At 71.2% G+C, this 26,534-nt stretch carries 25 protein-coding genes; 12 read left to right on the forward strand and 13 right to left on the reverse strand.

Annotated features, from left to right (window positions below; translation table 11 throughout):
* Nucleotides 1–24: 24 nt before the first annotated feature.
* Both AOM00_RS01095 and AOM00_RS01100 read left to right on the forward strand, forming a co-directional pair.
* Nucleotides 25–717 (forward strand): LysM peptidoglycan-binding domain-containing protein, encoded by a 693-nt coding sequence (locus tag AOM00_RS01095; RefSeq protein ID WP_062516022.1) that lies wholly within the window; start codon nucleotides 25–27, stop codon nucleotides 715–717.
* On the forward strand, nucleotides 714–1,106 hold the full coding sequence (locus tag AOM00_RS01100; protein WP_062516023.1) for an Rv3235 family protein: 393 nt from the start codon (nucleotides 714–716) through the stop codon (nucleotides 1,104–1,106). The genes AOM00_RS01095 and AOM00_RS01100 overlap by 4 nt, the downstream gene beginning before the upstream one ends.
* Before the next feature lie 76 nt (nucleotides 1,107–1,182).
* Here AOM00_RS01100 and secA read toward each other — a convergent pair whose 3' ends face one another.
* The 7 genes from secA to mtrA form a co-directional block, all read right to left on the reverse strand.
* Nucleotides 1,183–4,056, reverse strand: a complete 2,874-nt coding sequence (gene secA / locus AOM00_RS01105; RefSeq protein ID WP_062516024.1) for a preprotein translocase subunit SecA — start codon at nucleotides 4,054–4,056, stop codon at nucleotides 1,183–1,185.
* A 56-nt stretch (nucleotides 4,057–4,112) separates the two neighbouring features.
* Complete coding sequence (locus AOM00_RS01110; RefSeq protein ID WP_082096392.1) at nucleotides 4,113–4,997, reverse strand: DMT family transporter; 885 nt, start codon at nucleotides 4,995–4,997, stop codon at nucleotides 4,113–4,115.
* A gap of 40 nt (nucleotides 4,998–5,037) precedes the next feature.
* Complete coding sequence (hpf, locus tag AOM00_RS01115) at nucleotides 5,038–5,691, reverse strand: ribosome hibernation-promoting factor, HPF/YfiA family (RefSeq protein ID WP_062516026.1); 654 nt, start codon at nucleotides 5,689–5,691, stop codon at nucleotides 5,038–5,040.
* 149 nt (nucleotides 5,692–5,840) lie between these two features.
* The gene (locus AOM00_RS01120) at nucleotides 5,841–6,566 is read right to left on the reverse strand and encodes a ComF family protein (RefSeq protein ID WP_062516027.1); all 726 of its coding nucleotides are present in this window, start codon (nucleotides 6,564–6,566) and stop codon (nucleotides 5,841–5,843) included.
* A 108-nt stretch (nucleotides 6,567–6,674) separates the two neighbouring features.
* Nucleotides 6,675–8,399, reverse strand: coding sequence for an LpqB family beta-propeller domain-containing protein (locus tag AOM00_RS01125; RefSeq protein WP_062516028.1), 1,725 nt, complete (start codon nucleotides 8,397–8,399; stop codon nucleotides 6,675–6,677).
* The gene (gene mtrB, locus AOM00_RS01130; RefSeq protein ID WP_062516029.1) at nucleotides 8,396–10,033 is read right to left on the reverse strand and encodes an MtrAB system histidine kinase MtrB; all 1,638 of its coding nucleotides are present in this window, start codon (nucleotides 10,031–10,033) and stop codon (nucleotides 8,396–8,398) included. Before mtrB ends, AOM00_RS01125 begins: the two co-directional genes overlap by 4 nt.
* A complete protein-coding gene (gene mtrA / locus AOM00_RS01135; RefSeq protein ID WP_062302758.1) occupies nucleotides 10,030–10,713 on the reverse strand; it encodes an MtrAB system response regulator MtrA in 684 nt (227 codons plus the stop codon). The genes mtrB and mtrA overlap by 4 nt, the downstream gene beginning before the upstream one ends.
* A gap of 78 nt (nucleotides 10,714–10,791) precedes the next feature.
* Here mtrA and AOM00_RS01140 point away from each other — a divergent pair, with 78 nt between their 5' ends.
* From AOM00_RS01140 to AOM00_RS01160, 5 genes are read left to right on the forward strand one after another with little or no spacing between them, the layout of a single operon-like run.
* Nucleotides 10,792–11,961 carry a hypothetical protein gene (locus AOM00_RS01140; RefSeq protein WP_156158962.1) on the forward strand — a complete coding sequence of 390 codons (1,170 nt, stop codon included), beginning with the start codon at nucleotides 10,792–10,794 and terminating at the stop codon, nucleotides 11,959–11,961.
* Complete coding sequence (locus AOM00_RS01145; protein WP_062516031.1) at nucleotides 11,958–12,599, forward strand: DUF4129 domain-containing protein; 642 nt, start codon at nucleotides 11,958–11,960, stop codon at nucleotides 12,597–12,599. Before AOM00_RS01140 ends, AOM00_RS01145 begins: the two co-directional genes overlap by 4 nt.
* Complete coding sequence (locus AOM00_RS01150; protein ID WP_062516032.1) at nucleotides 12,596–13,801, forward strand: DUF4350 domain-containing protein; 1,206 nt, start codon at nucleotides 12,596–12,598, stop codon at nucleotides 13,799–13,801. The genes AOM00_RS01145 and AOM00_RS01150 overlap by 4 nt, the downstream gene beginning before the upstream one ends.
* Nucleotides 13,798–14,841: an AAA family ATPase gene (locus AOM00_RS01155; protein ID WP_169746787.1), complete on the forward strand. Its 1,044-nt coding sequence runs from the start codon at nucleotides 13,798–13,800 to the stop codon at nucleotides 14,839–14,841. The genes AOM00_RS01150 and AOM00_RS01155 overlap by 4 nt, the downstream gene beginning before the upstream one ends.
* 1 nt (nucleotide 14,842) lies before the next feature.
* Complete coding sequence (locus tag AOM00_RS01160; protein ID WP_062516033.1) at nucleotides 14,843–16,132, forward strand: DUF58 domain-containing protein; 1,290 nt, start codon at nucleotides 14,843–14,845, stop codon at nucleotides 16,130–16,132.
* A gap of 224 nt (nucleotides 16,133–16,356) precedes the next feature.
* On the opposite strand, the gene AOM00_RS01165 is transcribed toward AOM00_RS01160, so the two are convergent.
* A complete protein-coding gene (locus tag AOM00_RS01165) occupies nucleotides 16,357–17,352 on the reverse strand; it encodes a stage II sporulation protein M (RefSeq protein WP_062516034.1) in 996 nt (331 codons plus the stop codon).
* 41 nt (nucleotides 17,353–17,393) lie between these two features.
* Between AOM00_RS01165 and AOM00_RS01170 the strand changes: the two genes are divergently transcribed.
* Entirely contained in the window at nucleotides 17,394–18,215 is an 822-nt protein-coding gene (locus AOM00_RS01170; RefSeq protein WP_062516035.1) for an RDD family protein, read from the forward strand.
* A 56-nt stretch (nucleotides 18,216–18,271) separates the two neighbouring features.
* Here the strand turns inward: AOM00_RS01170 and AOM00_RS01175 are convergent, their stop codons facing one another.
* Nucleotides 18,272–18,712: a hypothetical protein gene (locus AOM00_RS01175; RefSeq protein WP_062516036.1), complete on the reverse strand. Its 441-nt coding sequence runs from the start codon at nucleotides 18,710–18,712 to the stop codon at nucleotides 18,272–18,274.
* Between the two features lie 15 nt (nucleotides 18,713–18,727).
* Nucleotides 18,728–19,186 (reverse strand): cation diffusion facilitator family transporter, encoded by a 459-nt coding sequence (locus AOM00_RS01180; RefSeq protein ID WP_062516037.1) that lies wholly within the window; start codon nucleotides 19,184–19,186, stop codon nucleotides 18,728–18,730.
* A 167-nt stretch (nucleotides 19,187–19,353) separates the two neighbouring features.
* On the opposite strand from AOM00_RS01180, the gene AOM00_RS01185 reads away from it, so the two are divergent.
* The 4 genes from AOM00_RS01185 (at nucleotide 19,354) to AOM00_RS01200 (ending at nucleotide 24,367) form a co-directional block, all read left to right on the forward strand.
* Nucleotides 19,354–20,415, forward strand: a complete 1,062-nt coding sequence (locus AOM00_RS01185; RefSeq protein WP_156158963.1) for a tyrosine-type recombinase/integrase — start codon at nucleotides 19,354–19,356, stop codon at nucleotides 20,413–20,415.
* Nucleotides 20,416–20,519: 104 nt separating this feature from the next.
* Complete coding sequence (locus AOM00_RS01190) at nucleotides 20,520–23,144, forward strand: tyrosine-type recombinase/integrase (protein WP_169746788.1); 2,625 nt, start codon at nucleotides 20,520–20,522, stop codon at nucleotides 23,142–23,144.
* Nucleotides 23,144–23,695, forward strand: coding sequence for a hypothetical protein (locus AOM00_RS01195; RefSeq protein WP_156158964.1), 552 nt, complete (start codon nucleotides 23,144–23,146; stop codon nucleotides 23,693–23,695). The genes AOM00_RS01190 and AOM00_RS01195 overlap by 1 nt, the downstream gene beginning before the upstream one ends.
* Nucleotides 23,696–23,929: 234 nt before the next feature.
* Entirely contained in the window at nucleotides 23,930–24,367 is a 438-nt protein-coding gene (locus AOM00_RS01200; RefSeq protein WP_062516041.1) for a hypothetical protein, read from the forward strand.
* A 188-nt stretch (nucleotides 24,368–24,555) separates the two neighbouring features.
* Here the strand turns inward: AOM00_RS01200 and AOM00_RS01205 are convergent, their stop codons facing one another.
* The 3 genes from AOM00_RS01205 to AOM00_RS01215 form a co-directional block, all read right to left on the reverse strand.
* Nucleotides 24,556–24,903 (reverse strand): hypothetical protein, encoded by a 348-nt coding sequence (locus AOM00_RS01205; RefSeq protein ID WP_062516042.1) that lies wholly within the window; start codon nucleotides 24,901–24,903, stop codon nucleotides 24,556–24,558.
* Nucleotides 24,904–24,989: 86 nt separating this feature from the next.
* Nucleotides 24,990–25,445 (reverse strand): peroxiredoxin family protein, encoded by a 456-nt coding sequence (locus AOM00_RS01210; RefSeq protein WP_062516043.1) that lies wholly within the window; start codon nucleotides 25,443–25,445, stop codon nucleotides 24,990–24,992.
* Nucleotides 25,446–25,504: 59 nt separating this feature from the next.
* Nucleotides 25,505–26,533 carry an NADP-dependent oxidoreductase gene (locus tag AOM00_RS01215; RefSeq protein ID WP_156158965.1) on the reverse strand — a complete coding sequence of 343 codons (1,029 nt, stop codon included), beginning with the start codon at nucleotides 26,531–26,533 and terminating at the stop codon, nucleotides 25,505–25,507.
* Between the last annotated feature and the right edge of the window lies 1 nt (nucleotide 26,534).

The raw sequence follows: 26,534 nt of genomic DNA on the forward strand, positions 1-26,534 counted from the left end.
AAACAGCATCAATAAGGAGCAAAGATGATCGAACAGGCAGGTGGCACCCAGGGCAGGACCCTCGCACCGACCTCGGCTCCGACCCGGACGGGCGACGCGACGGCCCTGCTCGCCGCGCTCGCAGCGCTGACGTTGGGCCCCGCATCGGGGCTCCTCGCGTGGCGGGCGTGCGCGCGCCTCGACCTCCAGGTGTGGGCTCCGGGAGACCTCGTCGCGATCGGCGCGGGGGCCCTCGGCGCGGCGCTCGCGGCACGCTTCGTGCTCGACGTGCTGCTCGCCCTGACGGCGCAGCTGCGCGGCGCTGCCGCTCCACGCTCGTCGGGCCGGTGGGCACGGTCCGTCGCGGCGCTGCTCGCCGCACTGATCCTGGGAGCGGGAGGGGCCCACGCCGCGGAGCCGCCGCCGTCAGCAGGATGGCTCCCCGCCACGGGCTCGTCGGCCTCGTCATCGTCGCCCCCGCCGGCGGCCACGTCCGACCCCACGCCCGCGCCGGCACCGGCCGCTCCCGAGCCCGCGCTCCACGTGGTGGTGCGCGGCGAGAGCCTGTGGTCGATCACCTCCGCAGCGCTCGGCGCGGACGCCACGCCCGCCGCCGTCGCCGAGGCGTGGCCCGTGCTCTACGAGCACAACCGCGCCCGCATCGGCGCGGATGCGGACCTCATCCATCCGGGCCTGCGCCTCCGCCTCCCCGAGGGCCTCCGCGAGGCACGGTCATGAGCGCCGAGCCCGCCTGGGCGCCGCGGCCGCCCCGGCCCGACGTCTACGGGCGCACGCGTGCGGTGCTCGGCGACCCGACTCCGCTCGCCTGCACCGCCGCGCTCACCGCGATCGAGGTGGTCCACGGCGGGGACGGGCTCGACACCCTCCTGCGCTGGATCACCCCCGAGGTACGCGAGCGTCTCGCACGCCAGCACTCCCTCGCGCGACGGATCGGACGCCATGGCGGGGTCGCGGCGCGCATCGTCCGCGCGCGGGCGTGCCGCGTCTCGCCCCGCGCGACCGAGGTTGCCGTGATCGCCCAGATCGGCAGCCATGCACGCGCGATCGCGATCAGGCTCGAGGACCTCGCCGGGCGCTGGGTCATCACGGTGCTCGACATCGGCTGAGGCGCCAAGCCCGGGGACGCGACGAGGGCGGCCACCCTGGGGTGGCCGCCCTCGTCCGGCGTCGGGGTGCGCGGGGCTACAGCTCCGCGTCCTCCTCGTTCTTGCCGTGGCACATCTTGTACTTGCGTCCCGAGCCGCATGGGCACGGCGAGTTCTTGCCGGCGCCGGCGAACGTGCGGCCGTCGTCCCACGGCTTCGCGCCCTCGGCGGGCTTGGTCGCGGTCGCCTGCCCCGAGCCGTCCTGCGAAGGACCCGAGAACGTCAGCGCGCCCATGCTCGCCTGGACGGGACCGCCCACCGAGCCGGTGGCGGGCCGGGCGACGATGCGCTGGCCGGCGGGCCCCGCGGCGGTCGCGGCACCGCCGCCAGGCAGCGCCTGGGCGGGAGCGGCCGCACCCGCCTTGGCGGCATCCTGGGCCGTCGCCGCGGCCGAGGCCGCGGTCACGGGAGCCTGCTGCGCCGGGGCCTCCTTCTTCTCGACCCGGTACAGGATCGAGACGGCCTGCTCCTTGATGGCATCGGACATGGCCTCGAAGAGCTGGAAGCCCTCGCGCTGGTACTCGATCAGCGGGTCGCGCTGACCCATCGCGCGCAGGCCGATGCCCTCCTTGAGGTAGTCCATCTCGTAGAGGTGCTCGCGCCACTTGAAGTCCATGACCTGGAGCAGCACCTGGCGCTCGACCTGGCGCAGCACGTCCTCGCCCAGCTTGTGCTCGACGAACTCGTACTGGAGGCGCGCATCGGCGACGAGCTCGCGCTCGAGGAAGGCGGTGGTGAGCCCGGACAGGTCGCCGGCCTCGTCGATCACCTCGTCGATGTCGATCGACACGGGGTAGACCGAGCGGAGGTCCTTCCACAGGGCCTCGAGGTCCCAGTCGTCGGGCGAGCCGACCAGCGTCGAGGAGCGCACGTACGCGGTCACCACGTCCTTGATGAAGCTCTGGATCTGCTCGTGCAGGTCCTCGCCGTCGAGCACGCGGCGGCGCTCCGCGAAGATGATGTGACGCTGCGAGTTGAGGACGTCGTCGTACTTGAGGATGTTCTTGCGGATCTCGTGGTTGCGACCCTCGATCTGCGCCTGGGCGCTCTGCACGCCGCGCGTGAGCACCTTCGACTCGATCGGCATGTCGTCCGGCAGCGCCGAGGAGTTCATCACGGTCGCGGCGAGGCCCGACTGGAACATCCGCATGAGGTCGTCCTCGAGCGACAGGTAGAAGCGGCTCTCGCCCGGGTCGCCCTGACGGCCCGAGCGGCCGCGCAGCTGGTTGTCGATACGACGCGACTCGTGCCGCTCCGTGCCGAGCACGTAGAGGCCGCCGGCCTCGAGGACCTCGTCGCGCTCCGTCTCGACGTCGGCCTTCGCCTGCGCGAAGACGTCCTTCCAGACCGCCTCGTACTCCTCGGGGCTCTCCTTGGGGTCGAGCCCGCGCTCCTGCATCGTCGCGACGGCGCGGAACTCCGGGTTGCCGCCGAGCATGATGTCCGTACCGCGGCCCGCCATGTTGGTCGCGACGGTGACGGCTCCCTTGCGGCCCGCCTCCGCGACGATCGCGGCCTCCTTCTCGTGCTGCTTGGCGTTGAGCACGGTGTGGTCGATGCCGCGCTTGCGCAGCTCGGCCGAGAGCGACTCCGACTTCTCGACCGACACGGTGCCGACCAGCACCGGCTGGCCCTTCTCGTGGCGCTCGAGGATGTCGTCGATGACGGCGTTGAACTTCGCCTGCTCGTTCTTGTAGAGCAGGTCCGCCTGGTCCTGACGGATCATCGGGCGGTTGGTCGGGATCGGGATCACGCCCATCCCGTACGTCGAGTGCAGCTCCGCGGCCTCGGTCTGCGCGGTACCCGTCATGCCCGCGAGCTTGCCGTAGAGGCGGAAGTAGTTCTGCAGCGTGATCGACGCGTAGGTCTGGTTCTCCGCCTTGATCGGCACGCGCTCCTTGGCCTCGATAGCCTGGTGGAGGCCCTCGGAGTAGCGGCGGCCCTTGAGGAGACGGCCGGTGTGCTCGTCGACGATGTCGACCTCGCCGCCCTGGACCACGTAGTCGCGGTCCTTGCGGAACAGCTCCTTGGCCTTGATCGCGTTGTTGAGGAAGCCGATCAGCGGCGTGTTGGCAGGGTCGTAGAGGTTCTCGATCCCGAGCGCCTTCTCCACCTTGTCGATGCCAGGCTCGAGGATGCCGACCGCGCGCTTCTTCTCCTCGACCTCGTAGTCGACGTCGACCTCGAGGGTGCCCGCGAGCCGCGCGAACTCCACGTACCAGCGGTTGTTGTCGCCCGAGGCGGGGCCGGAGACGATGAGGGGCGTGCGCGCCTCGTCGATGAGGATCGAGTCGACCTCGTCGACGATCGCGTAGTGGTAGCCGCGCTGGACCAGCTGCGAGGGCTGCAGCGCCATGTTGTCGCGCAGGTGGTCGAAGCCGAACTCGTTGTTGGTGCCGTACGTGATGTCCGCCTCGTACTGGCGGCGGCGCACCTCGGGCGACTGGCCGGAGACGATGCACCCGGTGGTCATGCCGAGGAAGCGGAACACGCGCCCCATGAGGTCGGACTGGTAGCTCGCGAGGTAGTCGTTCACGGTGACGACGTGGACGCCCTTGCCCTCGAGCGCGTTGAGGTAGGCCGGCAGGGTCGCGACGAGGGTCTTGCCCTCGCCGGTCTTCATCTCCGCGATGTTGCCGTGGTGGAGCGCGCCGCCGCCCATGAGCTGCACGTCGAAGTGCCGCATGCCCAGCGTGCGGCGGGCGGCCTCGCGCACCGCCGCGAAGGCCTCCGGCATGAGGTCGTCGAGGCTCTCGCCGCCCGCGTGCCGCTCCTTGAACTCGACCGTGAGCTCCCGCAGCTCGTCGTCCGACATCGCCTCGTACGACTCCTCGAGGGCGTTGGTCAGGGTCACCACCTTCTCGAGCCGGCGGAGCTCGCGCCCCTCGCCCATACGGATGATGCGGTCCATCAATGCCACGTCGCACTCCTCGCGAATCCTGGTAAGTCCCCGACCATCGTAGGCGGTCAGTGGATGCTCTCCGGCTCGTCTCGCTGAGGGCGCAACAGGACGATCGCGGCGGCGAGCGCGATGCCGCCGACGATGCCGCTCCAACCGAGCCGCTCACCGAACACGATCGATGCGAGCACGGCCGCCACGAGCGGCTCGAGGAACGACACCACGGTCGCGACGAACGGGGGGACGGTGCGGAGCCCGCCGAGGTAGAGGACGTACGCGAGCGCCGTGACCCCGACGCCCATACCGATGGTGAGCACCCAGCCGTACGCGTCCGAGGCTGCGCCGAGACCCGCGAAGGCTGCGGCGGGCACCAGGATGATCCCTCCGAGCGTGAACGCGAAGGCGGTGTGCTCGACCGGGCCGAGGCCCTCGACCTCGCCCCGGTTGACCACGGTGATGGCGGCGAACGATGCCCCCGCAGCGAGCGCGATCACCGCGCCCCAGCCGCCGGAACCTCCCGCGTTGAGCGAGCCGCCGAGCAGTGCGGCGAGGCCTCCCAGAGCGAGCACGAGCGCGGCGACGGTGGTCGCGGGCGGCCGCACGCGCGTGCGCCACCAGTCCCAGAGGGCCACGAACACCGGCGCCGAGCCGATGCCGATGAGCGTCGCGACACCCACGGACGATGCGGCGATCGCGGAGAAGAAGCACGCCTCGAACAGCGCCGTGAGGGCGCCGGTGACCATGGCGCGGCGCAGCGCCGGTCCGGTGAGCATCCGGAGCGCTCCCCGCGCCGCGAGGTACGCGAGCAGCGCGAGCCCGGCGACGAGCATGCGCCACATCGCGATCGACAGGGCGCCGATGCCGGCATGGTCGCCGAGCATCGTCCCCAGCACGCCGCCGAAGCCCCACAGGGTGGCCGCGGCGACCACGGACGCGAAATGGCGGGGCTGCACCCGGGGAATCTACCCGGGCGCAGCCCCGCCGCGACAGACCTCAGGCGGTCTCGCGCTCCTGCGCCTCGCTCTCGCTCTGCTCGAGGTGGATCACTCCGTACGTCCAGCCGCGGCGACGGTAGACCGCCGAGGCGAGGCCGGAGTCGAGATCGTGGAAGAGGAAGAAGTCGTGGCCCACGAGCTCCATCTGGTCGACGGCATCGGCGATGCTCATCGGCGCGGCGGCGTGGGTCTTGGATCGGATGATGATCGGGGTGCCGTCGATCGGGATCTCGCGGTGCGAGCCCTCCGGGGCGCCCTCCCAGGCCTCGACGCTGGTCGCGCGGTCCTCGTCGACCGCGGGCAGCTCGTCGATCGGCGCGGGCACCGTGTGGAGCCCGGCCTTGCCCTGGTGGCGGTGCGCCTTGCGCTCATGGAGCTTGCGCAGCTGCTCCGTGAGCTTCTGCATCGCGCCGTCGAGGGCGACGTAGCGGTCCTCCGCCGTCGCCTCCGCACGCACCACTCCGCGGCCGCGCACCGTGATCTCGACGCGCTCGCGATCGTTGGCCTGCTTGGGATTCCTCTCATGGACCACATGTACGTCCGCCCGCGTCGCGCGCGGGGCGAGGGACTCGACCTTCTCCATCTTCTCGAAGATCTTCTGCCGCATGTCCTCGGAGACCTTGGTGTGGCGTCCCACGATGGCGATGTCCATGACGAAAACTCCTTCACTGTCGCTGAAGCCCGCGCACGGGCTCGGGGCAAGGGGTCGGCGCCTGTCGCGCCCGGGGCATCACCTCCTCGCCATGAAGGTGTCCGACGTTCTTCGTCGTCCTGGACCTCCCACCATAGACCCCCGCGCGGTCACGCGCGACGGACCACCGGTCCTTGTCCCGGACCCTCGGCGGATGCCAGCACGAGCGCGGCGACCGGGACCAACGGGGAGGCCGCGAGCGCCTGCGTCGCACGCGCGAGCGTGGCGCCCGTGGTGAGCACATCGTCGACCAGCAGCGCCGCCGTGGGGCGGGGGTCGCGCCAGGCTGCTCGCGTGGGTCGGGGAGGCCCCGCGCGCCATCGTCCGCGATCGCCCGCGCCCCGCGAGGACCCCCGGGCGGGCCTCAGCACGGCACGCACCGTCGCCTCCACGCCTCCGCGCGCGAGCCCTGCCGCCGCGGCGCGCGCGAGGACGGCGGGAACGTCGACCCCCCGCCGGCGGGTGTGGGCGGCGCGCGCCGGGCACGGCACCACCGTCACCGTGGCGGCAACGTCGCGGAGCGCCGGCACGAGCGCATGCGCCGCCCTCTCCATCGCGGGGACCAGCAGCGACCCCAGATCGCGGCGTCCGCTGTCCTTCCACGCGGCGATCGCGCCGTGCACGGGACCGTCGAGGGGCGCGATCGACCACACCGCGAACGGGGGCTCCATCGCGGACAGGCGCGGCGCCCCCGACTCGCACCGCAGCGGGCGCTCCCACCACGGCGCCTCGCAGGCCTCGCACCAGCGCACATCGGGCTCGCGACAGCCGGGGCATGCGACCGGCACCACGAGCCGCGCGAGCAGCGCTCCCGGGCCTCGCGGGCGTGCGTCCATCGGCCCACGGTCGGCCGCGCGCCGCGGGCGCGCCTCCCGGCACGCGCCGCCCGGGGACGATGCGCGGGGCGCCCGGTCCGGGGACATCGCCCCGGCGGGAGAGCAGGCTCAGCCCGCGTACGCGAGATCGTCGATCCCGCTCGCGATGGTCGACCAGGCGGTGCCGGCGCGCTCGCGCACCGTGCCGTCGGCGGCCACGAGCGTGATCGAGCGGTCGCCGTGACGCGCCGAGATCGCGACGGCATCCGCGACCGCGAGGTCCTCGGTGGTCCGACCGCCGACCGACACGATCCACAGCGGCACGGAGTCCGAGCCCTCGGCAGCGCCGAGCAGCGCGACGGAGAGGTCGTCCACCCAGATCGCATCGGTGACGGTGCCGATGTTCGCACCCACCTGCATCGGCTCGCCGACGCTGAGCGGCTCGCCCGACTCCGAGCGGACCACCTCAGCGACCTCGACCACGGTCTGAGCACCCGACTGCGACACGACCACCAGGCGTGCACCGTCACGCGACGGCACCACCTGCTCGACGGTCCGCCCCGCGAGCCAGCGCGCGTCGAGAGCGGTCTCGACGCCGTCGGCGGAGACCGCGATGACGGACTCCGGCTCGTTCGCCTCCGCGGTCCACACGAATCCGTAGCGGTCGAAGCCGGGCGGCACCAGCGAGGATCCCTCGACGAGCGTGGTCACCTCCATGATGCCCTGCGGCTCGCCCGCATCGGCCGGGACGACGAGCGAGTCGATCCCGCCCGCGAGCGCATCCGAGGCGACGATGCTGGTGGAGCCGACGCGGAAGGCCGTGCGCGTGCCGTCGTAGGACGTCGCGAGGTTGTTCGCCCCCTCGGGGAGCGCACCCACCTGGTCGGGCACCACGCGGACCTCCTCGCCGTCCCACAGCCCGAGCCTGCCGTCGATGAAGAGCGCCGCGACGCTCGCGGGGACGGGCTCGCGCGACAGCGTGTTCTGCGGGTCCGTGGTCAGCGGCACCCCGCCGACCGTGACATCGACCTCGCGGACCCCCGGCAGCGCGGTGAGGGTGAGCCGCAGCTGCTGCTCCGCGAGCACACGCTCCTCGGCCGTCCCCGCCGACTGCGCCGCGAGCTGCACCTTCGCCACGCCGTCGGTCACCACCACGGAGTCGACCGCAAGCGCCGAGCCCGCCGGGAAGCCCGTGGTCACCGCGTTCGCGAGCCACGGCGACGGTCCGGCCACCAGCTCGCTCGCGGCCCACGTCGCGATGTTCGCCTGCGGCAGCCAGCGCTGCTCGGGCACCACCGTGGTGCCGTCGGCGGACGCGAACACGAGCGTCACGGGAAGGAACACCTGGTTGAAGGTCGCCTCCGCGACCAGGGAGCCGTTGTCGAGCCCGCCGATGCGCCACTGGTTCGCGACCGAGCGCTCGACCTCGAACTCCAGCTGCGCCTGGGTGCCGGCCTGCGCCTCGACCATGCGCCCCGCATCGTCCAGCCTCGCCGCCACGGGGACGGAGTACGTCACCAGCCCCGCCGCCTCGTCGTAGTCCTGGGTGAGCGCGCCCGAGTCGAAGACCGTGACCTGGGCGAGCGGGTCCCACTCGGCGCGCGCCGGGACCGTCAGGTACTCGCGCGCCACCGTGAAGTCGGAGGCGAAGCCCGCCGCGGTCGCCTCGATGAAGCCCGACACGATCGCGTTGACGCTGTCGTCCATCTGCGGGCCCTCCGCGAACGGCACCAGAGGCTCGGCGCCCTCGACCTCGCCCGAGCCCTCGTTGACCGCTCCCGTGGTGGGGATCACGGCGCAGGCGCCGAGCGCGAGCGCGGCACCGGCGCACACCGCGGCGAACCTCAGCCTCATGGCGCGACCTCCTTGCGATCCGACTCGAGCGGCACGCGCTGCGCGACCGCGCTGTAGTCCAGCTCCGCGATGACCAGCGGCAGCGGCGGATGCTGGCCCAGGCCCTGCGCCGTGCGCGGGAGCTGGAGGCGGAAGCTCGCGCCCTTGCCCGGCAGGCCCCACGCCTCGAGCCGGCCGCCGTGCAGCTGCGCGTCCTCGCGCGCGATCGACAGCCCCAGCCCGGTGCCGCCCATGGTGCGGGCACGCGCGGCGTCCGCGCGCCAGAAGCGGTCGAACACCCGCTGCGCCTGCTGCGGGGTGAGCCCGATGCCGTAGTCGCGGACCACCACGGCGACGGACCGCTTCGAGGATGCGACCACGATGTCGACGGGCCTGCGCTGCGCGTGCTCGATCGCGTTCGACAGCAGGTTGCGGACGATGCGCGCGACGCGCGGGCGGTCGATCGAGGCGACGTGGCTGCCCTTCGCGACCCACAGCTGGAGCTCGACCCCCAGGCTGCGCGCCGCCGGGACCATGGCCTCCACCTGGTCGCGCACCACATCGGCGACCGACATCTCGTCGAACTCGAGCTGCGCCGCACCGGCGTCGATGCGCGAGATCTCGAGCAGGTCCGACAGCAGCGACTCGAAGCGGTCGATCTGCGTGTCGAGCAGCTCCGCGGAGCGGGCGACCTCGGGAGGGAAGCCCGCGCGCGCATCGTGCAGCACGTCGGCGGCCATGCGGATGGTGGTGAGCGGCGTCCGGAGCTCGTGGGAGACGTCCGACACGAACCGTCGCTGGAGACGGGAGAGCTCCTCCATGCGCGTGATCTGCCGCTGGAGCGACTCCGCCATCTCGTTGAACGTCCGCGCGAGCGTCGCCATCTCGTCCTGCCCGCGCACGGTCATGCGCTCGGAGAGGATGCCCTCCGCAAGCCGCGATGCGACGCGCGCGGCCTGGCGCACCGGGCGCACGGTCTGTCGCGACACCTGGACCGTCAGCACCGCGAGCAGGGCGATGAGCGCGACACCGCCGACCGCGAGCACGCGCTGGATCAGCTGAAGCGTCGAGGCCTCATCGGCGAGGGAGTACACGAAGTAGAGCTCGTACGCGCCGGCGACGCGGATGGTGAACGGCACCCCCACCACCACGCCGGGCTCCCCGGTGTCGGGCAGCGCGACGTGCTGCCAGGACTGCGCCTGGCCCGACTGCACCGCGTCGCGCATCTCCGGGCTGATCACGTCGACCAGGCTCGCGTCGGTCACGGGGGTCGACAGCAGCACGCCCGACGAGTTCGACGGGTCGCGCAGGAGCACGAGGCCGCGCGAGCTGCCGCCGAGCGCACCCAGCCCGTCGACCAGGTCGATCGCGAGCTGCTGAAGGTCGCCCGGGGTCTCCGCTGTCGAGGCGTCGACGTTCTCCTGCGCGGACGCGGCGTCGCGCGCGGACTCGTCGAGGATCCGGTCGACGCGCGTCTCGACGAGGCCGTCACGGATCTGCGTGCTGACCATGGCGCCGATGACGATGACCGCGCCGAGCCCCACCACGGTGGTCGACGCGACCACGCGCAGCAGGAGCGAGCCGCGGAACCTGCGCCAGACCCGTCGCGGCCCCTTCGCGAGGTTCGCCCACAGCGAGCGAGGGGTGAGCCTCACGAACCGACGCCACCGGCCTTGTAGCCCACGCCGCGCACCGTCACGATGATCTCCGGGTTCTCCGGGTCGCGCTCGACCTTGGCGCGCAGACGCTGGATGTGCACGTTGACCAGCCGCGTGTCCGCCGCGTGGCGGTAGCCCCACACGTCCTCGAGCAGCACCTCGCGGGTGAAGACCTGGCCCGGGCTGCGCGCGAGAGTGACGAGCACGTCGAACTCGAGGGGCGTGAGCGGGATGAGCTCGCCGCCGCGCGTCACGCGGTGACCCGTCACGTCGATCTCGAGGTCCGCGACCCGCACCACGGCGGGCGTCGCGTTGTCGTTGCGGCGCAGGCGGGCGCGCACCCGCGCGATGAGCTCGCGCGGCTTGAACGGCTTGGGCACGTAGTCGTCCGCGCCGGACTCGAGGCCCAGCACGACGTCGACGGTCTCCGACTTCGCGGTGAGCATGATGATGGGCACGCCCGACTCCGCGCGGATCTCGCGGCAGATGTCGATGCCGCTCGTGCCTGGGAGCATGAGGTCGAGCAGGATCACGTCCGGGTTGGTGGCACGGAACGCGGCCACCGCCTCGTCGCCGTGATCGCAGAACACCGTCTCGAAACCGTCGCCACGCAGGACGATTCCGAGCATCTCGGACACCGCGGGGTCATCGTCGACCACCAGGATCTTCGCCGTCATGCACCCATTATGCCGAGCCGTCCGTCGGGGCCCCTGCAGCGCGTGGCAGGATGGGCGGAACGCGTCGAAGGGAGCACGGTGAACGACCGGGAAGAGGAGGCCGCCTGGGCGGCTCCGGGTGCCGTCCCTCCTGGTCCGGAGCCCAGCGCCGCACCTGCTCCTCCGACGTCGTGGCCGGCGCCGTCCGCGCAGCAGTGGCAGGCCCCCGGCGCGCCCGCGACCCCGGCCCCCGGAGCATCGTCCTGGCCTGCGCCCGCCGCCTCCCCCGTGATGCCGCCGCCGATGGCGGCACCGAGGTCCCTGCCGACCTCGGCCTCATGGCAGCCCGGGTTCATGCCCTTGCGCCCGCTGGGCTTCGGGGACCTGCTCGGGCTCCCGTTCCGCGCGCTGCGGTACAACCGCGGCGTGGTCGTCGGAGGACCGCTGCTCTTCACGCTGGGCGCGACCGCCATGCTGACCCTTGCCGCGTGGTTCGCGTTCGAGGACGCCTCGATGCTGTTCTTCGACGTGGCGGGGACCGGTGGCTCGCCCCTGGGCTCGGACACCATCGCGCTGCTCATCGCCGCGGGCGTCATGATGCTGCTGGCCGACGTGCTCGCGAGCGCGATCGTCGCGCCGGCCGTCGCGCGCGGGATCCTGGGTGAGCGGATCACGCTGGGCGAGGCCTGGAAGGCCGTGCGTCCGCGCATCGGATCCCTGCTGCTGCTCTACCTGTACGCGTTCCTCGCCTCGGTGGTCGCGCTGGTGCTCGGCTTCTTCGTCGCCGCGCTGGTGGGTTCCTTCGACTCGGTCGGCGCGGCGATCCTCGCCGTCGTCATCGTGATGCTCGCGTATCTCGCCGTCGTGGTGACGGTCATGCTCGTCGGCGGCGTCGCCCGCCCCGTGGTGGTGCTCGAGCAGCGCAGCGCGGGCAAGGCGATCGCACGCGCGATGCGTCTGCTCAAGGGCCGCTACTGGTGGTCCGTGCTCGTGCTGTTCGTCGCAGCCGTGCTCATCTTCGTCGTGTCGATGGTGATCGGGCAGGTCGGCAACTTCGCCTCGCTCGCGCTGACGTTCGCGGCCCCCGACAGCGCGGTGGTGCTCGGCATCGCCTTCGTGCTGACCATGGTGCTGTCGCTCGTGGTCTCGTACGTGCTCACGTACTCCTACCTCGGCTCTCTCTTCACGCTCCTGCTGGTCGACCTGCGCATCCGCCACGAGGGCTTCGACCTCACGCTCGCGGAGGCCGCCGAGGCGCGGCGCGCGTGAGCCTCGACGCCCCGCCGCTCGGCCCCGATGCGGAGACGGCCCGCCGCTGGGCGGCCGACGAGCTCGCGAAGGGCGAGTACCAGGAGGGCGGGTCCTCGTGGCTCGACTCGTTCATGCGCTGGCTGGGCGATCTCATCGACGGCATCGGCAACGGGATCGGCGGCGCGACAGGGGCCACGGGCACCATCGTCGCCGCGGCGATCGCCCTCGCGGTGGCGGCGCTGGTGGTGTGGCTCGTGGTCGGGCCGATGCGCCGTTCGCGCGCGCGGCGCACCGGTGAGGGCCTCTTCGACGATGAGCGCGATGCGGCCGAGCTCGAGGCGTCCGCACGCGAGGCCGCACGCGCCCGAGACTGGGGCACGGCGACGCTCGACCTCTACCGCGCGCTCATCGCGCACCTCGCTCAGCGCGATCTCGTCCCGCTCACCGCGGGCCTCACCGCGGCCGAGGCCGCCGCGTCCGCCTCGCGCGCGCTGCCCGAGCTCGCGCCCCGGCTCCTGCGCGACGCGGACGCCTTCGACGGCATCCGCTACGGCCACGTCGAGGCGTCCGAGGACACGTACACGCACGTGAGCGGGACGCTCGCGGTCTGCCTGCACGCCCGCCCGCGGATCACCTCGATGGAGCCCGGACCGTGACGGCCCCCGCGGATCTGGTGGTCGCGCCGGCGGGCCCGGGCCTTGCGGCGCGTGCGCGACGCGGTCGGCTCGGCATCGTCGCCGTCGCCCTGCTCGCCGCCATCGTCGCCCTGATCCTGCTCGGCTCGCGCGGCGGGGACGTGGTCGCCCTCTCCACCGAGAACTCGCGGTCGACGGGGGCACGCGCGGTCGCGCAGATCCTCCGCGACCACGGCGTCAGCGTCCGCCAGCTGGACCGCCTGGCCCAGGCACGCGTCGAGGATCCAGCCGCGACCACCGTCGTGATCGCCGAGCCTTACCTGCTGGGCGCCCGTCAGCTCGAGGCGCTCGCCGAGTACCCCGGCGACGTGGTGCTGCTGGGCGCGTCCGACGAGTCGCTCGACGCGCTCGGGATCCCCGCGACCGACGAGCCCGTGGTGATCCCACGCACCGAGGACGCCCGCTGCTCGGACCCCGACGCGCTCGCCGCGGGCACCGTCCGGGTGTCCGACGAGGGTCTGGCGGCCACCGGCGACGGGGTCGAGCTGTGCTTCCTGCACGGCGATGCGGCAGGCTTCGGGCGTGCCGAGGTCGACGGGCGCACCGTGACGGTCATCGCCTCCGCCGCGCTGGTGACGAACGACCAGCTCGACGAGCTCGGTCATGCGGCCCTGGCGCTGCGGGTGCTCGGCCGCCATCCCGAGGTGGTCTGGTACGTGGCCGACGGCTTCGACTCGAGCCTGCTCACGTGGGGAGCGGACGGATCGCGACCGACGGGCGAGGCCCCAGGCTCGATCGACGCGGTCCCCGACTTCCTGCCGCCCGGCACCGGGACCGCGCTCTACGCGCTGGCGCTCACCGTGCTCGTGGCCGCCGTGTGGAAGGCACGCCGCTTCGGGGCGCTCGTCGCGGAGCCGCTGCCGGTGGTGGTGCGCGCCTCCGAGGCGACCCGCGGCCGCGCGAGGCTCTACCGCAAGGCACGCGCGGCCGGACGCTCCGCGGCCTCGCTCCGCGCCGCGGCCGCCCTGCGGATGGGTCGCCGCATCGGCGTGCCCCGCTCCGAGGGCCGCGACACCCTGGTCGCCGCGATCGCCCGCGCGTCCGGGCGCCCCGCGCAGGACGTCGACCGGCTCCTCTACGGCCCCCCGCCCGCGGACGACGAGGCCCTCCTCACCCTGATCTCCGAGCTCGACGCACTGGAAAGCGAGGTTCACCGACCGTGACCGACACCCCTCCCTCCGAGGCCCTGCCCGCCGCGAGCCCGACGCCCGAGCCCGAGGCGCCCGCATCGTCCGATGCCGGGGCCGACGCCGGCGCCGAGGCCCGCGCCGCCCTGGGCCGCCTGCGCACCGAGGTGGGCAAGGCCGTCGTGGGCCAGGACCAGATCGTCACCGGGCTGGTGATCGCGCTCCTGTGCCGCGGGCACGTGCTGCTCGAAGGCGTTCCCGGGGTCGCCAAGACCCTGCTGGTGCGCGCGCTCGCCGCGTCCCTCGAGGTGGATACCAAGCGCGTGCAGTTCACGCCCGACCTCATGCCCGGCGACGTCACGGGCTCGCTGGTCTACGACGCACGCACCGCGGCGTTCTCCTTCCGCGAGGGTCCGCTGTTCACCAACCTCATGCTCGCCGACGAGATCAACCGCACGCCTCCCAAGACGCAGTCCGCGCTGCTCGAGGCGATGGAGGAGCGACAGGTCACCGTGGACGGCGAGGCACGCGCGCTCCCCGACCCCTTCCTGGTGATCGCGACCCAGAACCCCGTCGAGTACGAGGGCACCTACCCGCTGCCGGAGGCGCAGCTCGACCGCTTCATGCTCAAGCTGCCGGTCGCGCTCCCGGGCCGCGACGACGAGGCCACCGTGCTGCGCCGCCATGCCGCGGGCTTCGACCCGCGCGACCTCGCGGCGGCGGGCGTGGGCGCGGTCGCGAGCATCGCCGACCTCGAGCGCGCGCGTGCGGAGGTCGCGAAGGTCGAGATCGCGGACGACGTGGTCGCGTACATCGTGGACGTGTGCCGCGCCACCCGCGAGGCGCCGTCGGTCTCGCTCGGCGTCTCCCCGCGCGGCGCGACCGCGCTCATGCAGACCGCGCGCGCGTGGGCGTGGATGCGCGGCCGCACGTACGTGTCCCCGGACGATGTGAAGGCGCTCGCCGGGTGGACCCTCGCGCACCGCATGCGCGTGCGTGCCGAGGCGGAGCTCGAGGGCGTCACCGCCACCACCGTGCTCACGTCCGTGCTCGCGACGGTGCCGGTGCCGCGCTGACATGCACCTCACGGGCTGGACTGTCGCGCTCACCGCGCTCGGGGTTGTCCCGGCGGCGGTGACGCAGTCGCGCGAGGTCGCGTTCTGGTGGGTCGCGGCGGTGATCGCGCTCGCGCTGCTCGATACCTGGATGGCGCCGCCGACCGCCTCCGTGGGCGTGCGGCGCGACGTGCCCGGCTCGGTGCGGCTCACGCAGTCGACACGGTCCTCGCTGCTGGTGGCGAACGTCGGACGCCGGCGTGTGCGCGGCGCGGTGCGTGACGCATGGCAGCCCTCCGCGGGGGCCGACGAGACGCGGCACCGCTTCTCGCTCGCACGGGGCGAGACGGTGACGTTCCGGACGAGGCTCACCCCCACGCGCCGCGGCGACCGTCACGCGGGTGCCGTCACCGTCCGCACCGACGGCCCGCTGCGGCTCGCCGGCCGCCAGCGCTCGCTCGACGCCCCTGCGCGTCTGCGGGTGCTGCCCGAGTTCGCGTCGCGACGCCATCTGCCGTCGCGCCTGCGGCGCCTGCGGGAGATCGACGGACGGACCGCGGTGCAGCTCAAGGGTGCCGGATCCGAGTTCGACTCGCTGCGCGACTACGTGATCGGCGACGACGTCCGCGCGATCGACTGGCGCGGAACCGCACGTCGCGGCGAGGTGGTGGTCCGCACGTACCGCCCCGAGCGCGACCGCCGCGTGGTGGTGGTGCTCGACTGCGCGCGGCTGTCCGCCGCGCGCGTGGGCGACGCTCCCCGCCTCGACGCCTCGATCGAGGCCTCGCTGCTGCTCGCGGCGCTCGCGTCGCGCGCGGGGGACCGCGTCCAGGCGACCGCGTTCGACCGCGCCGAGCAGGCGCGTGCCGCATCGTCCGGGCCCGCGTTCATGACCGAGCTGGCCGATGCCCTCGCGCCGGTGGAGGCCTCGCTGCTCGAGCCGGACTGGCCGGCCATGGTGCGCCTGGTCGAGTCGCGCGTGTCCCAGCGCTCGCTGGTGGTGCTGCTCACCACGGTGGAGACCTCCGCTCTCGACTCGGGGCTGATCGAGGCGGTCGGTGCGCTGCAGCGTCACCACCAGGTGCTCGTGGGCTCCGTCGAGGACCCCGAGCTGGGCTCGATGCTCCGCGCCCGCGGCGACGCGGACGCGGTCTACGGCGCGGGCGCGGCGTCGCGCGCGCTGCTCGAACGCGAGGCGGTCGCGACGCGGCTGCGTCAGCTCGGTGCGGAGGTGGTGCTCGCGCTGCCCGACGATCTCGCACCCGCGGTGTGCGACAGGTACCTCGCGCTCAAGGCGGCGGGACGGCTCTAGCCCCCCCCCCCCCCGAGAGCCACGGCGAAGTGGTAGCCCTTGGTCGGTTCTCGGACATCCTCGCGCCGCAGTGGTTGCTGGTTGTCGCCTCCGCCGCGGGCCCGACAACCAGCTACCACTGTGAGGTGGCCATCCGTCAGCAGCGACAACCGGCAACCACTTCGGCACGGCGGCACGGCGGCACGGCGGTGCGGCGGCCCGGCGGACGATGCGGGGACCTCCCGTCAGCCCGCGAGCGCGATCTGGTCGGTCGCGAAGTCGCCGTCGGAGTCGCCGCGTGAGCCCGCGAGCGTCGCCGCGCGGCCCGCGACGAAGATGTAGAGCCAGAACGCCGCGAACGCGATGACGCCGATGGTCACCTTGAGCCACCACGGCATCGCGGAGCCCGTGACGTAGCCCTCGATCAGGCCCGACGCGAACAGCGCGGTCACCAGGCCGAGCGTGACGGCGATCGCCGCGCGGCCCTCCTCTGCGAGCGCGCGGACCCGCGGGCGCGGGCCCGGCACGAGCATCGTCCAGCAGAGGCGAAGTCCGGTGCCCGCCGCGACGAACACCGCCGACAGCTCGAGCAGCCCGTGCGGCGCGATGAGCTGGAAGAAGACGTCGAGCGCGCCCGCCTCGGCCATCACCGCGCCGGCGACGCCCAGCTGGAGCACCGTGTTGTAGAGCAGGTACAGGGGGAACACCCCGGTGATGCCGAACGCGATGCACTGGGCCGCGAGCCAGGCGTTGTTGGTCCAGACCAACGCGGAGAAGGACGTCGAGTCGTACTCGGTGTAGTAGCTCGCGAACTGCTCCTCGGCGAGCGCCGCGCGGGCCTCGGGCGTCCCCACCAGGTCCAGCGCCTCGGGGTGGTTCAGCGTCCACCAGCCCGACAGGAACGCGAGGCCCACCACCGCGAGCGTCACGCCCACGCTCCACCACCGCACGCGGTACAGCGCCGCGGGCAGCGTGACGGTGAGGTACCGGACCGCGTCGCCCGTCGACATGGTGTGCGCGCCCGTGAGCCACACGCGCGCGCTCGCGAGGAGCACCGACAGCCGCGACACCACGGAGGGCTCGGGCGCGGCGGAACGCACCGCCGCGAGGTCTCCGGCCGTCGCCTGGTACAGGCGCGTGAGCTCGTCCGCCTCGGCGCCCGTGAGCCGCCGCGCGCCGCTCAGCTGCTTGAGCCTCGCCCAGCGTGCCTCGCGCACGGCGCCGAAGGAGTCGATGTCCACGCCGCTACGATGCCATACGAGGCCTGGGCCAGGGAGGACGCATGACGGACGAGGACACGATCCTCATCGGCGAGGGCGTGGTGCTCGACTCGGGCGCCGCCTCCGTGCCGCTCCGGATGCTCTCCGGCCTGATCGACCTGGCCGTCACGGTGCTGGTCCTGGTGGCCGCCTACGCGCTGCTCGACAACGTGCTGGCCGAGGTGAACGACGCATGGGCGCGCGCGCTCACCATCCTGGTCATGGTCGCGGTGCTGGTGATCGCACCGATCCTGGTCGAGACCCTCACGCGCGGGCGCTCGCTCGGGCGCTGGGCGGTGGGCCTGCGCATCGTGCGCGACGACGGCGGCCCTGTGAGCGTCCGCCATGCCGCGGCGCGCGCCCTGGTCGGGGTGTTCGAGGTCTACATGACTCTCGGCATGCTCGCGGTGACCGTGTCCGCGCTCGGCTCGCGCGGCAAGCGCATCGGCGACTACCTCGCGGGCACGTACGCGATGCGCACGCGCGGGGCGCGACGGGCCCTCCCGCCGCTCGCCATGCCGCCCGCGCTCGCCGGATGGGCCCAGACCGCGGACATCACGCGCCTTCCCGACGGCCTCGCGCTCACGGCGCGCATGTTCCTGGGCCGCGCGGCGACGATGCACGCACCGTCCCGCGCGCGCATCGGCACCCAGCTGTCGACGCGCTTCGCGACGCACGTCGCTCCCCTGCCGCCCGCGGGCACGCACCCTGAGGACTTCCTCGCGGCCGTGCTGGTGGCGCGCCGTGACCGCGAGCACGCCGTCGAGGCCGCGCGGATGGCCCGCTCGGCGAGCGACGCGGCGAGGCTCACGGCGCTGCCGTACGGGATCCCCGACGTCGACTGAGCTCGAGCGCTGACCGTCCCCGACGAGGCACGCGTCATTCCTCAGTACCGGTCCGCCTAGGCTCGGGACGCCCACTTCCGCAGCTCCTTGGCCGCCTTGCTCTCGAGGGCGACGACCACGACGGGACCGTGCGCGGGCACGATCGTCAGCTCCACCATCCCCGCATGATCCGCGCCCGACGCGGCCTCCAGCGCGCCCGCGGCCAGGTCGGCGCGCGCGAGCCTCGCGAGGTTCTCCCCTGCCTCGGTCCCGACCACGAACCGCCCGTCGCTCGTGGTCGCCGCCCATGCCTGGGTCCCCGAGCACGATGCGCGCCAGGTCCGCGTCGGGACCTCGCCCGGGGCAAGGGCGAAGGCCCGCATGGCCCACGGCCGCATCACGGTCGGCTCGGGCGTGCGGCTCGCACGGAACTGGGCTGAAAGCGCGCCCAGCAGGGGCCGCCGGAACAGGATCGCCGTGAGGACGAGCGTCGCCCCCAGCAGCTCGAGCGTGTGCATGACGGCCCCCTCGGCTCAGCTCGAGGGCGCCTCGCCCTCGCCGCTGGCAGCATCGTGCCTGATATCGGGCTCGATGAAGATGAGGCGCACCGCAGGGACGGCCTCGCGGATAAGCGCCTCCGCGGCGTTCGTGCGGGCAGCGATGGTCTCGAGCGTCTCATCGGCGCCCGCCGCGACCTTGACCGCGACCAGGATGTCCTCGGGCCCCAGGTGCGACGTGCGCAGGTGGATGACGTCGGGGTAGCCGCCTGCGGCGAGCGCGGCGCGGATCCTCTCGAGGTCCTCCTCGGTCGCGGACTCCCCCAGCAGCATCTCGCGGGTCTCCCTCGCGAGCACGGTCGCGATGCACACCAGCAGCACGCCGATCATCGCGGTGCCGAACGCGTCCCAGCGGCCGTTGTCCGTCACCAGCGTCATCACCACGCCGAAGAAGGCGAACACCAGGCCGATGAGCGCGCCGAAGTCCTCGAGCACTCTATGGCCTGATCTGAATGTAGGTAGATGTTGGTCAAACAGCAACTGCCAGGTAAACGCTTGCGCAATCTAGGGCCCATAGATAGTGTCGGCAGATGTAGGGGGGAGAGCCAGTGGCAAACAGTTTTGCCCTTCGGGACGCGGACGGCGCTGTCGTCGGGTACACCGTGGTCGACGACGAGTACGAGATCATCGACATCGCTCACGACTGGCTGCAGTTCATCCGTTTGAAGGGTGACTCGCTGAACACGGTCAGGAAGTACAGCGCGGATCTCGCGTACTTCCTGACCTGGGCGAAGGCCGCGGGCCAGACCGTCTCCGACGCACCCCGGGTCATGACCGGCTTCGTGAGCCTCCTGTCGACTGACCCGATCCCTGAGGGACGACGCAATGCTGGCCGACCGCGGTCGCCCGCTCGCTGCAATGACATGCTCGTCGCCGTCCGGTCCTTCTATCGCTGGGCGCTCGCCCACAATCGCGTTCCAGCTGATCTCGAGACAGTTCTGTGGGAGACCGCGACGCGACGCGGACGCCCGGTGTCGATTGGCGCACATCGCTTTCGCGAGATCCGCACCGTGACCAAGCCGACCCTCGACGAGGACGAGATGAACCGACTCATGGCCGTCGCATCGCGCAACCCTCGCGACCTCTTCATCCTGAGCCTGTTGCGCTTCACGGGCATGCGCAGCGGGCAGATCCTTGGCCTGAGGCTCGAGGACCTGCATTTGCGCGACGACAACCGCCGCTTCGACGATCCGTCCGGAGCATCGGGAGGTTGCCGGGTCCGCGGCCCTCACATCCATCGCGTCCGACGCGAGGACAACCCGAACGGCGCATTGAACAAGGCACGCCACATCGACGACGTAGCTGCGAACGAAGCGCTCGTCGCGGCTTGCTTTGACTATCTCCCCTGGCGCAACGCCCTGCCAGGCGCAGCGAACACAACGATGCTCATCCTTAACAAACAGGGCAGGGCCTTGGGCCGCCGCTATCCGGGACGGATGCTTGAGCGACTGTCGAAGACGGCAGGCATCGAGCACGTCGGCCCGCACATGTTCCGTCACACTGTCGCGACCACATTGCTCCGTAAGGGCGAGCGCAGAGACACCGTTCAGCGAGTACTCGGGCAAACGCACCCGAACTCCTTGGACCCGTACACCCATGTCTCGGATCAGGAGCAGCGTGACGCCGTTGATCGGCTCGACGCACCGTGGATGGAGGGGCTGTGATGCAAGGACCAAACGTCGCGCCGGCTGAGGTCGTCCCGCTGAACCTTAGGCGCGTCTCGACGCCGATCGGTCCCACGCGGACGCGCGGCAACACGCTTGAGGAGGTGACCGACCTCGATCTCCTTCGCAGTATCGGATACGACCCGGGCGAGCAGTTCATCTGGTTCGCCAGCGACCACAAGGGCCTGGTCGGTGTGACGTGTACCGGGTGCGGTGCGAGCAGGCTGTTTGAGACCGTGTCTGGGACGTTGTGCACCGGCTGCACCGCCGCATGGAAGCGGGATGGCAAGCCGAACATGGAGACCTTTCGCCACGAAGGTCATGGGTCAGACACATCCACGCCGGCGCTCTGCCGCGTGTGCTGCCTCCCGGGGCACGAGCGTCCAGCGGTTCCCGCTGGCGACCTCTGTCAGACTCACTCGAGGACGAAGCACGGAGTGGACCTCGTGCCACTCCGTGAATTCGGCGAATGCGCGGTGGAATCGTGCGACCGCATCGCCGCAGGGACGCTTCACCGCGTAGCGTTCTGCGAGTTCCACAATCGCCGCCTCTCGGGCATAGCAAGGCTGCAAGGCGAGGGTTTCTCCGACACCGAAGTGTCGGATTTCTGCCGCACGGACCCTAGTGCAGAGCGCGTCCAGGAGCTTCGCCGCCCCCACGTCGATCTGTCGGGCCTGGCACCCGTAGCCCGGGCACAGGTCCTTGCAATCCTCTCGCTGGGGCTCAAGAAGCGGCTGCGTTCGACACCACAGACCGCGGCGCGGCTCGCGAAGACTATGGACGCATGCGGCGTGCTGGACGTGTTCGATGTCGTGGACTGGCAGCCGCTGCTGAGCGATACCTTCCGGAGGAACGGTGCCTACGCAAACGCTGTGAAGGCCATCCGCTCCCACATTGACGCGCTGCGCTTGGCCACGACAAGCCCGGACGACGAGATGGCGAAGGATTCTTGGAACCTGGCGGTGTTCGGCTACCCGCGTGGCGACCGCATTCACTTCGCGGGTGGGCCTGGTCCCGCGAGCGACAAGGTCGGGCAGCCAATGCCACCCATCCGACCCGAGTGGCTCAAGGCTGCCGCGAAGGCTCGGGCGAGGGAGCTCGTCGCCAGCAGGAAGGGCAAGACGGCCCTCATCAACCTGGTGCGAGCGTGTGCCGAGTTTGGAAAGACTCTCGCGCTCAGAGAGGACGGCGGCGACGACATCACCCGCCTCGGCCGCGCAGATATCGAGCGTCACCTCATCCGGCTGAACAAGGCCGAGGACGCCGGCGAACTGGGTAATCAGGTCCACGCACAGGCGGTGGTCCACCTCCGGAAGTTCCTCGCCGTGGCCGAGTCCAACAGGCTCGTATGGAAGGGTCCAGGGGGTGTCCTGGAGGGCCTTCCCGACACGTTCCGCTTCGTGGAAGGTGACCACGTCCGTCAGACCAAGATTGTCGCCGCGGACGAGACCGAGGGCAAGTCCGTGCCGCTGAAGGTTATGCGGCAACTGCTCAGTGCCGAGGGCCTTGACGCCCTGCGTCGCGCGGCATTGCACGACGGTGAGCGCGGTGTTCGACAGGCCGCAGGCAAGGCGATGGGTCCCGACGACGCCGTCGCGGCCGTCCTCATTCACGCCGAGACCGGACGCCGCACACAGGAGCTCGTGTCGCTTCGATGGGATTGCTTGGAGGCGCGCGAGCACGTGACGCCCGACGGCCGCACTACCACTAACTGGTTCGTGATCTACGACGCCAACAAGGTCGGCAAGCGCCGGGTACCCCTGCCCATCAGCGCGGCCACCGCACGGGTTATCAAAGAGCAGCAGAAGCGAGTCGATCTCCGCTACCCAACCACGCCCACCGCCAAGTTGGCGCTTTTCCCGAAGCATCAGCAGAACCCCCACGGCACCGAATCCACGACGGACGGTTGGTTCTCGACCCTCGTGAGGGAGTGGATGACCGAACTCGGCACGATTGAGGGCGTTGACGTCGATCTCGATGGGCAGCCCCTCCCCTACCCCTTGGACACCATTACCCCGTACTCCTTCAGGCACACCTACGCGCAGCGTCACGCGGATGGCGGGACTCCCCCAGAGGTTTTGCAGGAGATCATGGGCCACCAGAACTTGGAGACAACACAGACGTACTACCAGGTGAGCCGCAAGCGCCAGATCGAGGCGGTGCGAGCCCTGGCTCCGCTGCAGATTGACTTCAAGGGCGTTCACAGCGGCTTGACGTCGCCGGAGGTCGATGATGCGGCTGCCAGCCTGTACGTCCTCGGAGGTCTTGCCGTGCCGTACGGCAACTGCACGGAGCCCAACAACAACCGGGCCGGGGGCAAGGCCTGCGCGTTCAGGCATCTGTGCCTCGGGTGCGGGTTCTTCCGTACCGACCCTTCCCACTTGCCTGACCTGCGCTACGCCCTGGAGCGCCACCTGACCGACAGGACCGAGGTACGCATCGCGCTCGATGCCGGCATGCTCGAGCCGTGGACCGCCGAGATCGCGATGCCGCACGACATGGAGGTGGCCAAACTTCGGCTTCTTGTGGAGCGCTGCGAGGCTCAGCTCACGAGCCTGGACTCTGCGACGCGAACCGCTCTCGAGGATCGACTGGACACCATCACCGAGGCGCGCGCGTTCATCTTGGCGACACTCCCGGCCGAGATGCTCATCGGCGCGGACGTGCATGCCCCCGAGCGTCCGACCGTGATCGAGGTCGCACCCGACAACGTGACAGGAGGTGCCTGATGGCAAACCAGGACCGACCCAGCCGCCCAGCACCGACGGCGGCGATCGACGCGGTCCAGCGGCGCGGTTCACTCAAGCGTGAACTCGTCCGCAACGTTCTTGAGGAGGCAGTCAATCGCGGCGTGTTCATGACGAAGGCCGAAGTTCACAGGAAGGCAGGCGTGTCCCGCGACCTCGTCGACGCGATGCAGACCGAGTACGACTTGGCGATGGCCAAGGTCAAGAACCAGATGACGCGGACTAGAGCGTCAGGAGACGCCGAGACAGCGGCCAGCCTGCGCGCCCAACTGGATCACTGGCAGCAGATCCACGCGCGCGACGAGAGGAAGATCGACGCCCTCGAGCGCCGCCTCAGCGTCATCTACGGACAGCAGGCGGAGAGCACAGGTCGGGTTAGCGCGACCTCACTCCTCGCTGCGGATGACTACCTCACCCGTCAGGTGGCAGAACTGCGCGCCCAGCTAGACAACGCCCACAGCACCATCAACGAGCTAGAGGGCGAGAACAAGCGTCTCCAAGGAGTCGTCATGAAGTACATGAGAACGACTTGACGCTACTCAGGAGCGGCGCGCCATGCGGCACACCGAAGATGCCCTGGGGGTTGGCGCAGGCCATGCAGCCCTGTTCGCACTTGCCCACTGCAGCGCCGGGCCTGCGGCCCCAAGTTGCATCCGCGCTGCGGCACCAGCCGACTTGCCACCAGAACAAGGGACCATGCCGGCAATCGCCCTCTATCCGCACGAACGAGCCCGAGGGGTGTCGGACCCTTCTGGGAGGCTGACCGCATGACCGATCGAACTCAAGAGTTCCGCGCCTGGGTGCGCGGTGTGTACGCGTCCGAGGCCGCGGTGGAGATGCTTGCTCGTGGACCGAGGCCGGGCATGCTCGACGACAGCCGGCCCTGGATCGAGGCCAACGGCAATTGGAGCGTCGACCTCGGAGATGACTACGACGTCATCACGGCACCGCTGTTGACCACGAGCGCCGCGTGGCCGACGAGCGAGCGCGCATACGTCGACGTCGCAGTGTCGCTTCTTGGCGGCGACCCGGTTCAGCTCGACGAGGTCCTGCCACGACTCACCCGCGAGCACTTGGAGGTCGTGCTGGCGGCCATGGCGCATGCCAGCGGTTCACACGACCACACCGACGCGTCGGCCGAGTTGCTCGCGGCTGGCGCAAGCCCGTCGCGAGTCGGCGCGGCGTATCCCTGGCCGCCCGCGTAGACCTACTGGCTGCCAGCAGGCGAGACGTGGAGCGCCGGCTCGCGTCGCTCGACGCCTGCATCGGCGCGGCGCGCTGGTCGGCGACGACCTCCGACTCACAACAGTTCTGCTCATCGATGCGCTTGAGCGTCCCCGACAGGAGCGCCGTGGGCGCGGCGGAGATTCTCCACATCAAGGACCAGTCAACGTCACACAGGCTCGCGGCGCTCCGCACGAGCGAGCACCCACAGCGCGTTGGCCGAACCCTTCGACGCGGTCCACAGCTGTGAGTCGTGCGCAGTGGGAAGTCGCACGCCTCCCTCGCGTGAATGCCATACAGGTGACGCCGCATGGAGGTGCTCGTGGCTCGCCCCCAGCCCCGCTCTCACGACCTGTGACGCCGTCGTTAACGGGAACTCCACGACGTCCTCGCCGCGTTTGCCGCCGCGCTCGACCTCGGCGATTACCTGCATGCGCTCGCCGAACGCTATGGCGTGCTCCCTCTGCGTAGCGATGCTTCGCAGTGCCTGCTGTTCGGCTGCTTCGTCGTCGGCCATGCGCCGCCACTGCGGTGCCGCGGGCCAAGCCGAGGGAGCGCAGTGCCGGGGCCGCGAGGACCCCGGCACTGCGCGCTTCCCAGGGGTCAGCCGAGCGCGGCGATCGCCTCGTCCAGCGCGGCGGCATCGTAGCTGCCGCCGGGGTTCGTGGCGGAGTGCGTGTAGCGGACGATGCCTGCGCGGTCGATGAGGATGCCGCCGGACTGCTGGACAGCTCCGAAGACCTTGCGCATGAGACCCACGGAGGCGTGAGCGTCGGCTCCGTCGCTGACGACGACGGGGAACGGGATGCTCTTCTTGGCCTTCCAGTTCGCGGCGGCGTCGATGGTGTCGGGGATGACAATGACGACCTCGACACCGCGCTCCCTGAAGTCGCCTGCGTGCGCGGCGAGCGTCCGTGCGTGTGCGTTGCATTGCATGCACAGGATGGCTCGCATGAAGTAGACGAAGACGGCCTCGCTCCCTGAGTAGCGGGCCAGGTCAAAGTGCTCTCCCTTGGTGTCGACGAGGTCGAGTTCGAGGCGTGAGCCGGTGGCGATCATGGCGTTCTCTTCCAGTCGTTGATGATGCGTTGGTGGCCCCGCGGCGACGGTGTGCGAGGTCAGGCGGGGATGAAGACGGTCTTGCCGTTGCGGTTGCCGTTGTGGACGTCTGCGGCGTCGGCGAGCGGGCGCTTGGACCTGACCCAGATCACGAGCTTGCCGTCGTCGACGAGTCGCACGAGCTCGCGCAGTTGAGCGGCGTCAGACCTCGATCCCATCCGGATCGCGCGGACCTTGCGGTCGTTCTCGGCGTCGACGGGCGTCGTCGCGGATACGAAACGTCCACTGCGGCGGGTGAACGGCAGCAGGTCCGCGAACGCGGTCGGAGCGAGGTTGACCACCAGGTCGAATTCCTCGTCGATCGCGTCGGTGAGGTCGCCGGCCTGGTAGTCGACGACGGCACGCGGGGCGTACGCGCGCACACGGGCACAACTAGCGGTACCTGCCACAGCGACGACATCCGCACCGTGGTGCACAGCGAGCTGAGTCACATACGCGCCCACGGCGCTGCCGGCACCATTGACGAGCACCTTCTCGCCCGGCTGAAGCGCGCCGTGGTCGAACAGCGCCTGCCACGCGGTCAGGCCGACGGCGGGCAGGGCGGCGGCGTCGGCGAGATCCACGGTCTGCGGCGCAGACGCGAGCACGTCTGCGCTCACCGAGACGTGCTCGGCATACGTGCCGGGCTGCCCGAACGGCTGGTAGCAGACAACGGTGTCACCGATCGCCCAGCCATCGACACCGGGGCCGATCTCGGCGATCGTGCCCGAGACCTCGACACCGGGAGTGAACGGAAGCTCGACGTCCATCACGCCCGCGAACAGCCCGGCGCGAAGGGCAGCGTCGGCAGGGTTGAATGCTGCGCCGGCGACGCGAATGATGACACGTCCCTCGGTCGCAGCAGGAACGGGGACATCGTCGATCTGGAGTACCTCGGGGCCTCCGAAGGTGTGGAATCGGGCTGCCTTCATGGTGATCGGGGTGGGCATCAGCGGGTCCTTTTCGTGCGTGGGTGGTGCGGTGGGTCGATGGCTGGCCTGCCAGCCGTCACCGGGGGCGTTTCCCGGCAGTGAGTGCCGAGCGAACACC

The organism is Demequina gelatinilytica (genome assembly GCF_000971115.1).
In the GTDB taxonomy this organism is placed as follows: domain Bacteria; phylum Actinomycetota; class Actinomycetes; order Actinomycetales; family Demequinaceae; genus Demequina; species Demequina gelatinilytica.

Bases quoted from the DNA above. Each gene is read 5' to 3' on its own strand.
- AOM00_RS01100 (WP_062516023.1), top strand. From the start codon at position 714: ATGAGCGCCGAGCCCGCCTGGGCGCCGCGGCCGCCCCGGCCCGACGTC.
- AOM00_RS01095 (WP_062516022.1), top strand. From the start codon at position 25: ATGATCGAACAGGCAGGTGGCACCCAGGGCAGGACCCTCGCACCGACC.
- AOM00_RS01170 (WP_062516035.1), top strand. From the start codon at position 17,394: ATGACGGACGAGGACACGATCCTCATCGGCGAGGGCGTGGTGCTCGAC.
- mtrA (WP_062302758.1), bottom strand. From the start codon at position 10,713: ATGACGGCGAAGATCCTGGTGGTCGACGATGACCCCGCGGTGTCCGAG.
- AOM00_RS01120 (WP_062516027.1), bottom strand. From the start codon at position 6,566: ATGGACGCACGCCCGCGAGGCCCGGGAGCGCTGCTCGCGCGGCTCGTG.
- AOM00_RS01210 (WP_062516043.1), bottom strand. From the start codon at position 25,445: ATGATCGCCACCGGCTCACGCCTCGAACTCGACCTCGTCGACACCAAG.
- AOM00_RS01160 (WP_062516033.1), top strand. From the start codon at position 14,843: ATGCACCTCACGGGCTGGACTGTCGCGCTCACCGCGCTCGGGGTTGTC.
- AOM00_RS01175 (WP_062516036.1), bottom strand. From the start codon at position 18,712: ATGCACACGCTCGAGCTGCTGGGGGCGACGCTCGTCCTCACGGCGATC.
- hpf (WP_062516026.1), bottom strand. From the start codon at position 5,691: ATGGACATCGCCATCGTGGGACGCCACACCAAGGTCTCCGAGGACATG.
- AOM00_RS01195 (WP_156158964.1), top strand. From the start codon at position 23,144: ATGGCAAACCAGGACCGACCCAGCCGCCCAGCACCGACGGCGGCGATC.
- AOM00_RS01200 (WP_062516041.1), top strand. From the start codon at position 23,930: ATGACCGATCGAACTCAAGAGTTCCGCGCCTGGGTGCGCGGTGTGTAC.
- AOM00_RS01205 (WP_062516042.1), bottom strand. From the start codon at position 24,903: ATGGCCGACGACGAAGCAGCCGAACAGCAGGCACTGCGAAGCATCGCT.
- AOM00_RS01125 (WP_062516028.1), bottom strand. From the start codon at position 8,399: ATGAGGCTGAGGTTCGCCGCGGTGTGCGCCGGTGCCGCGCTCGCGCTC.
- secA (WP_062516024.1), bottom strand. From the start codon at position 4,056: ATGGACCGCATCATCCGTATGGGCGAGGGGCGCGAGCTCCGCCGGCTC.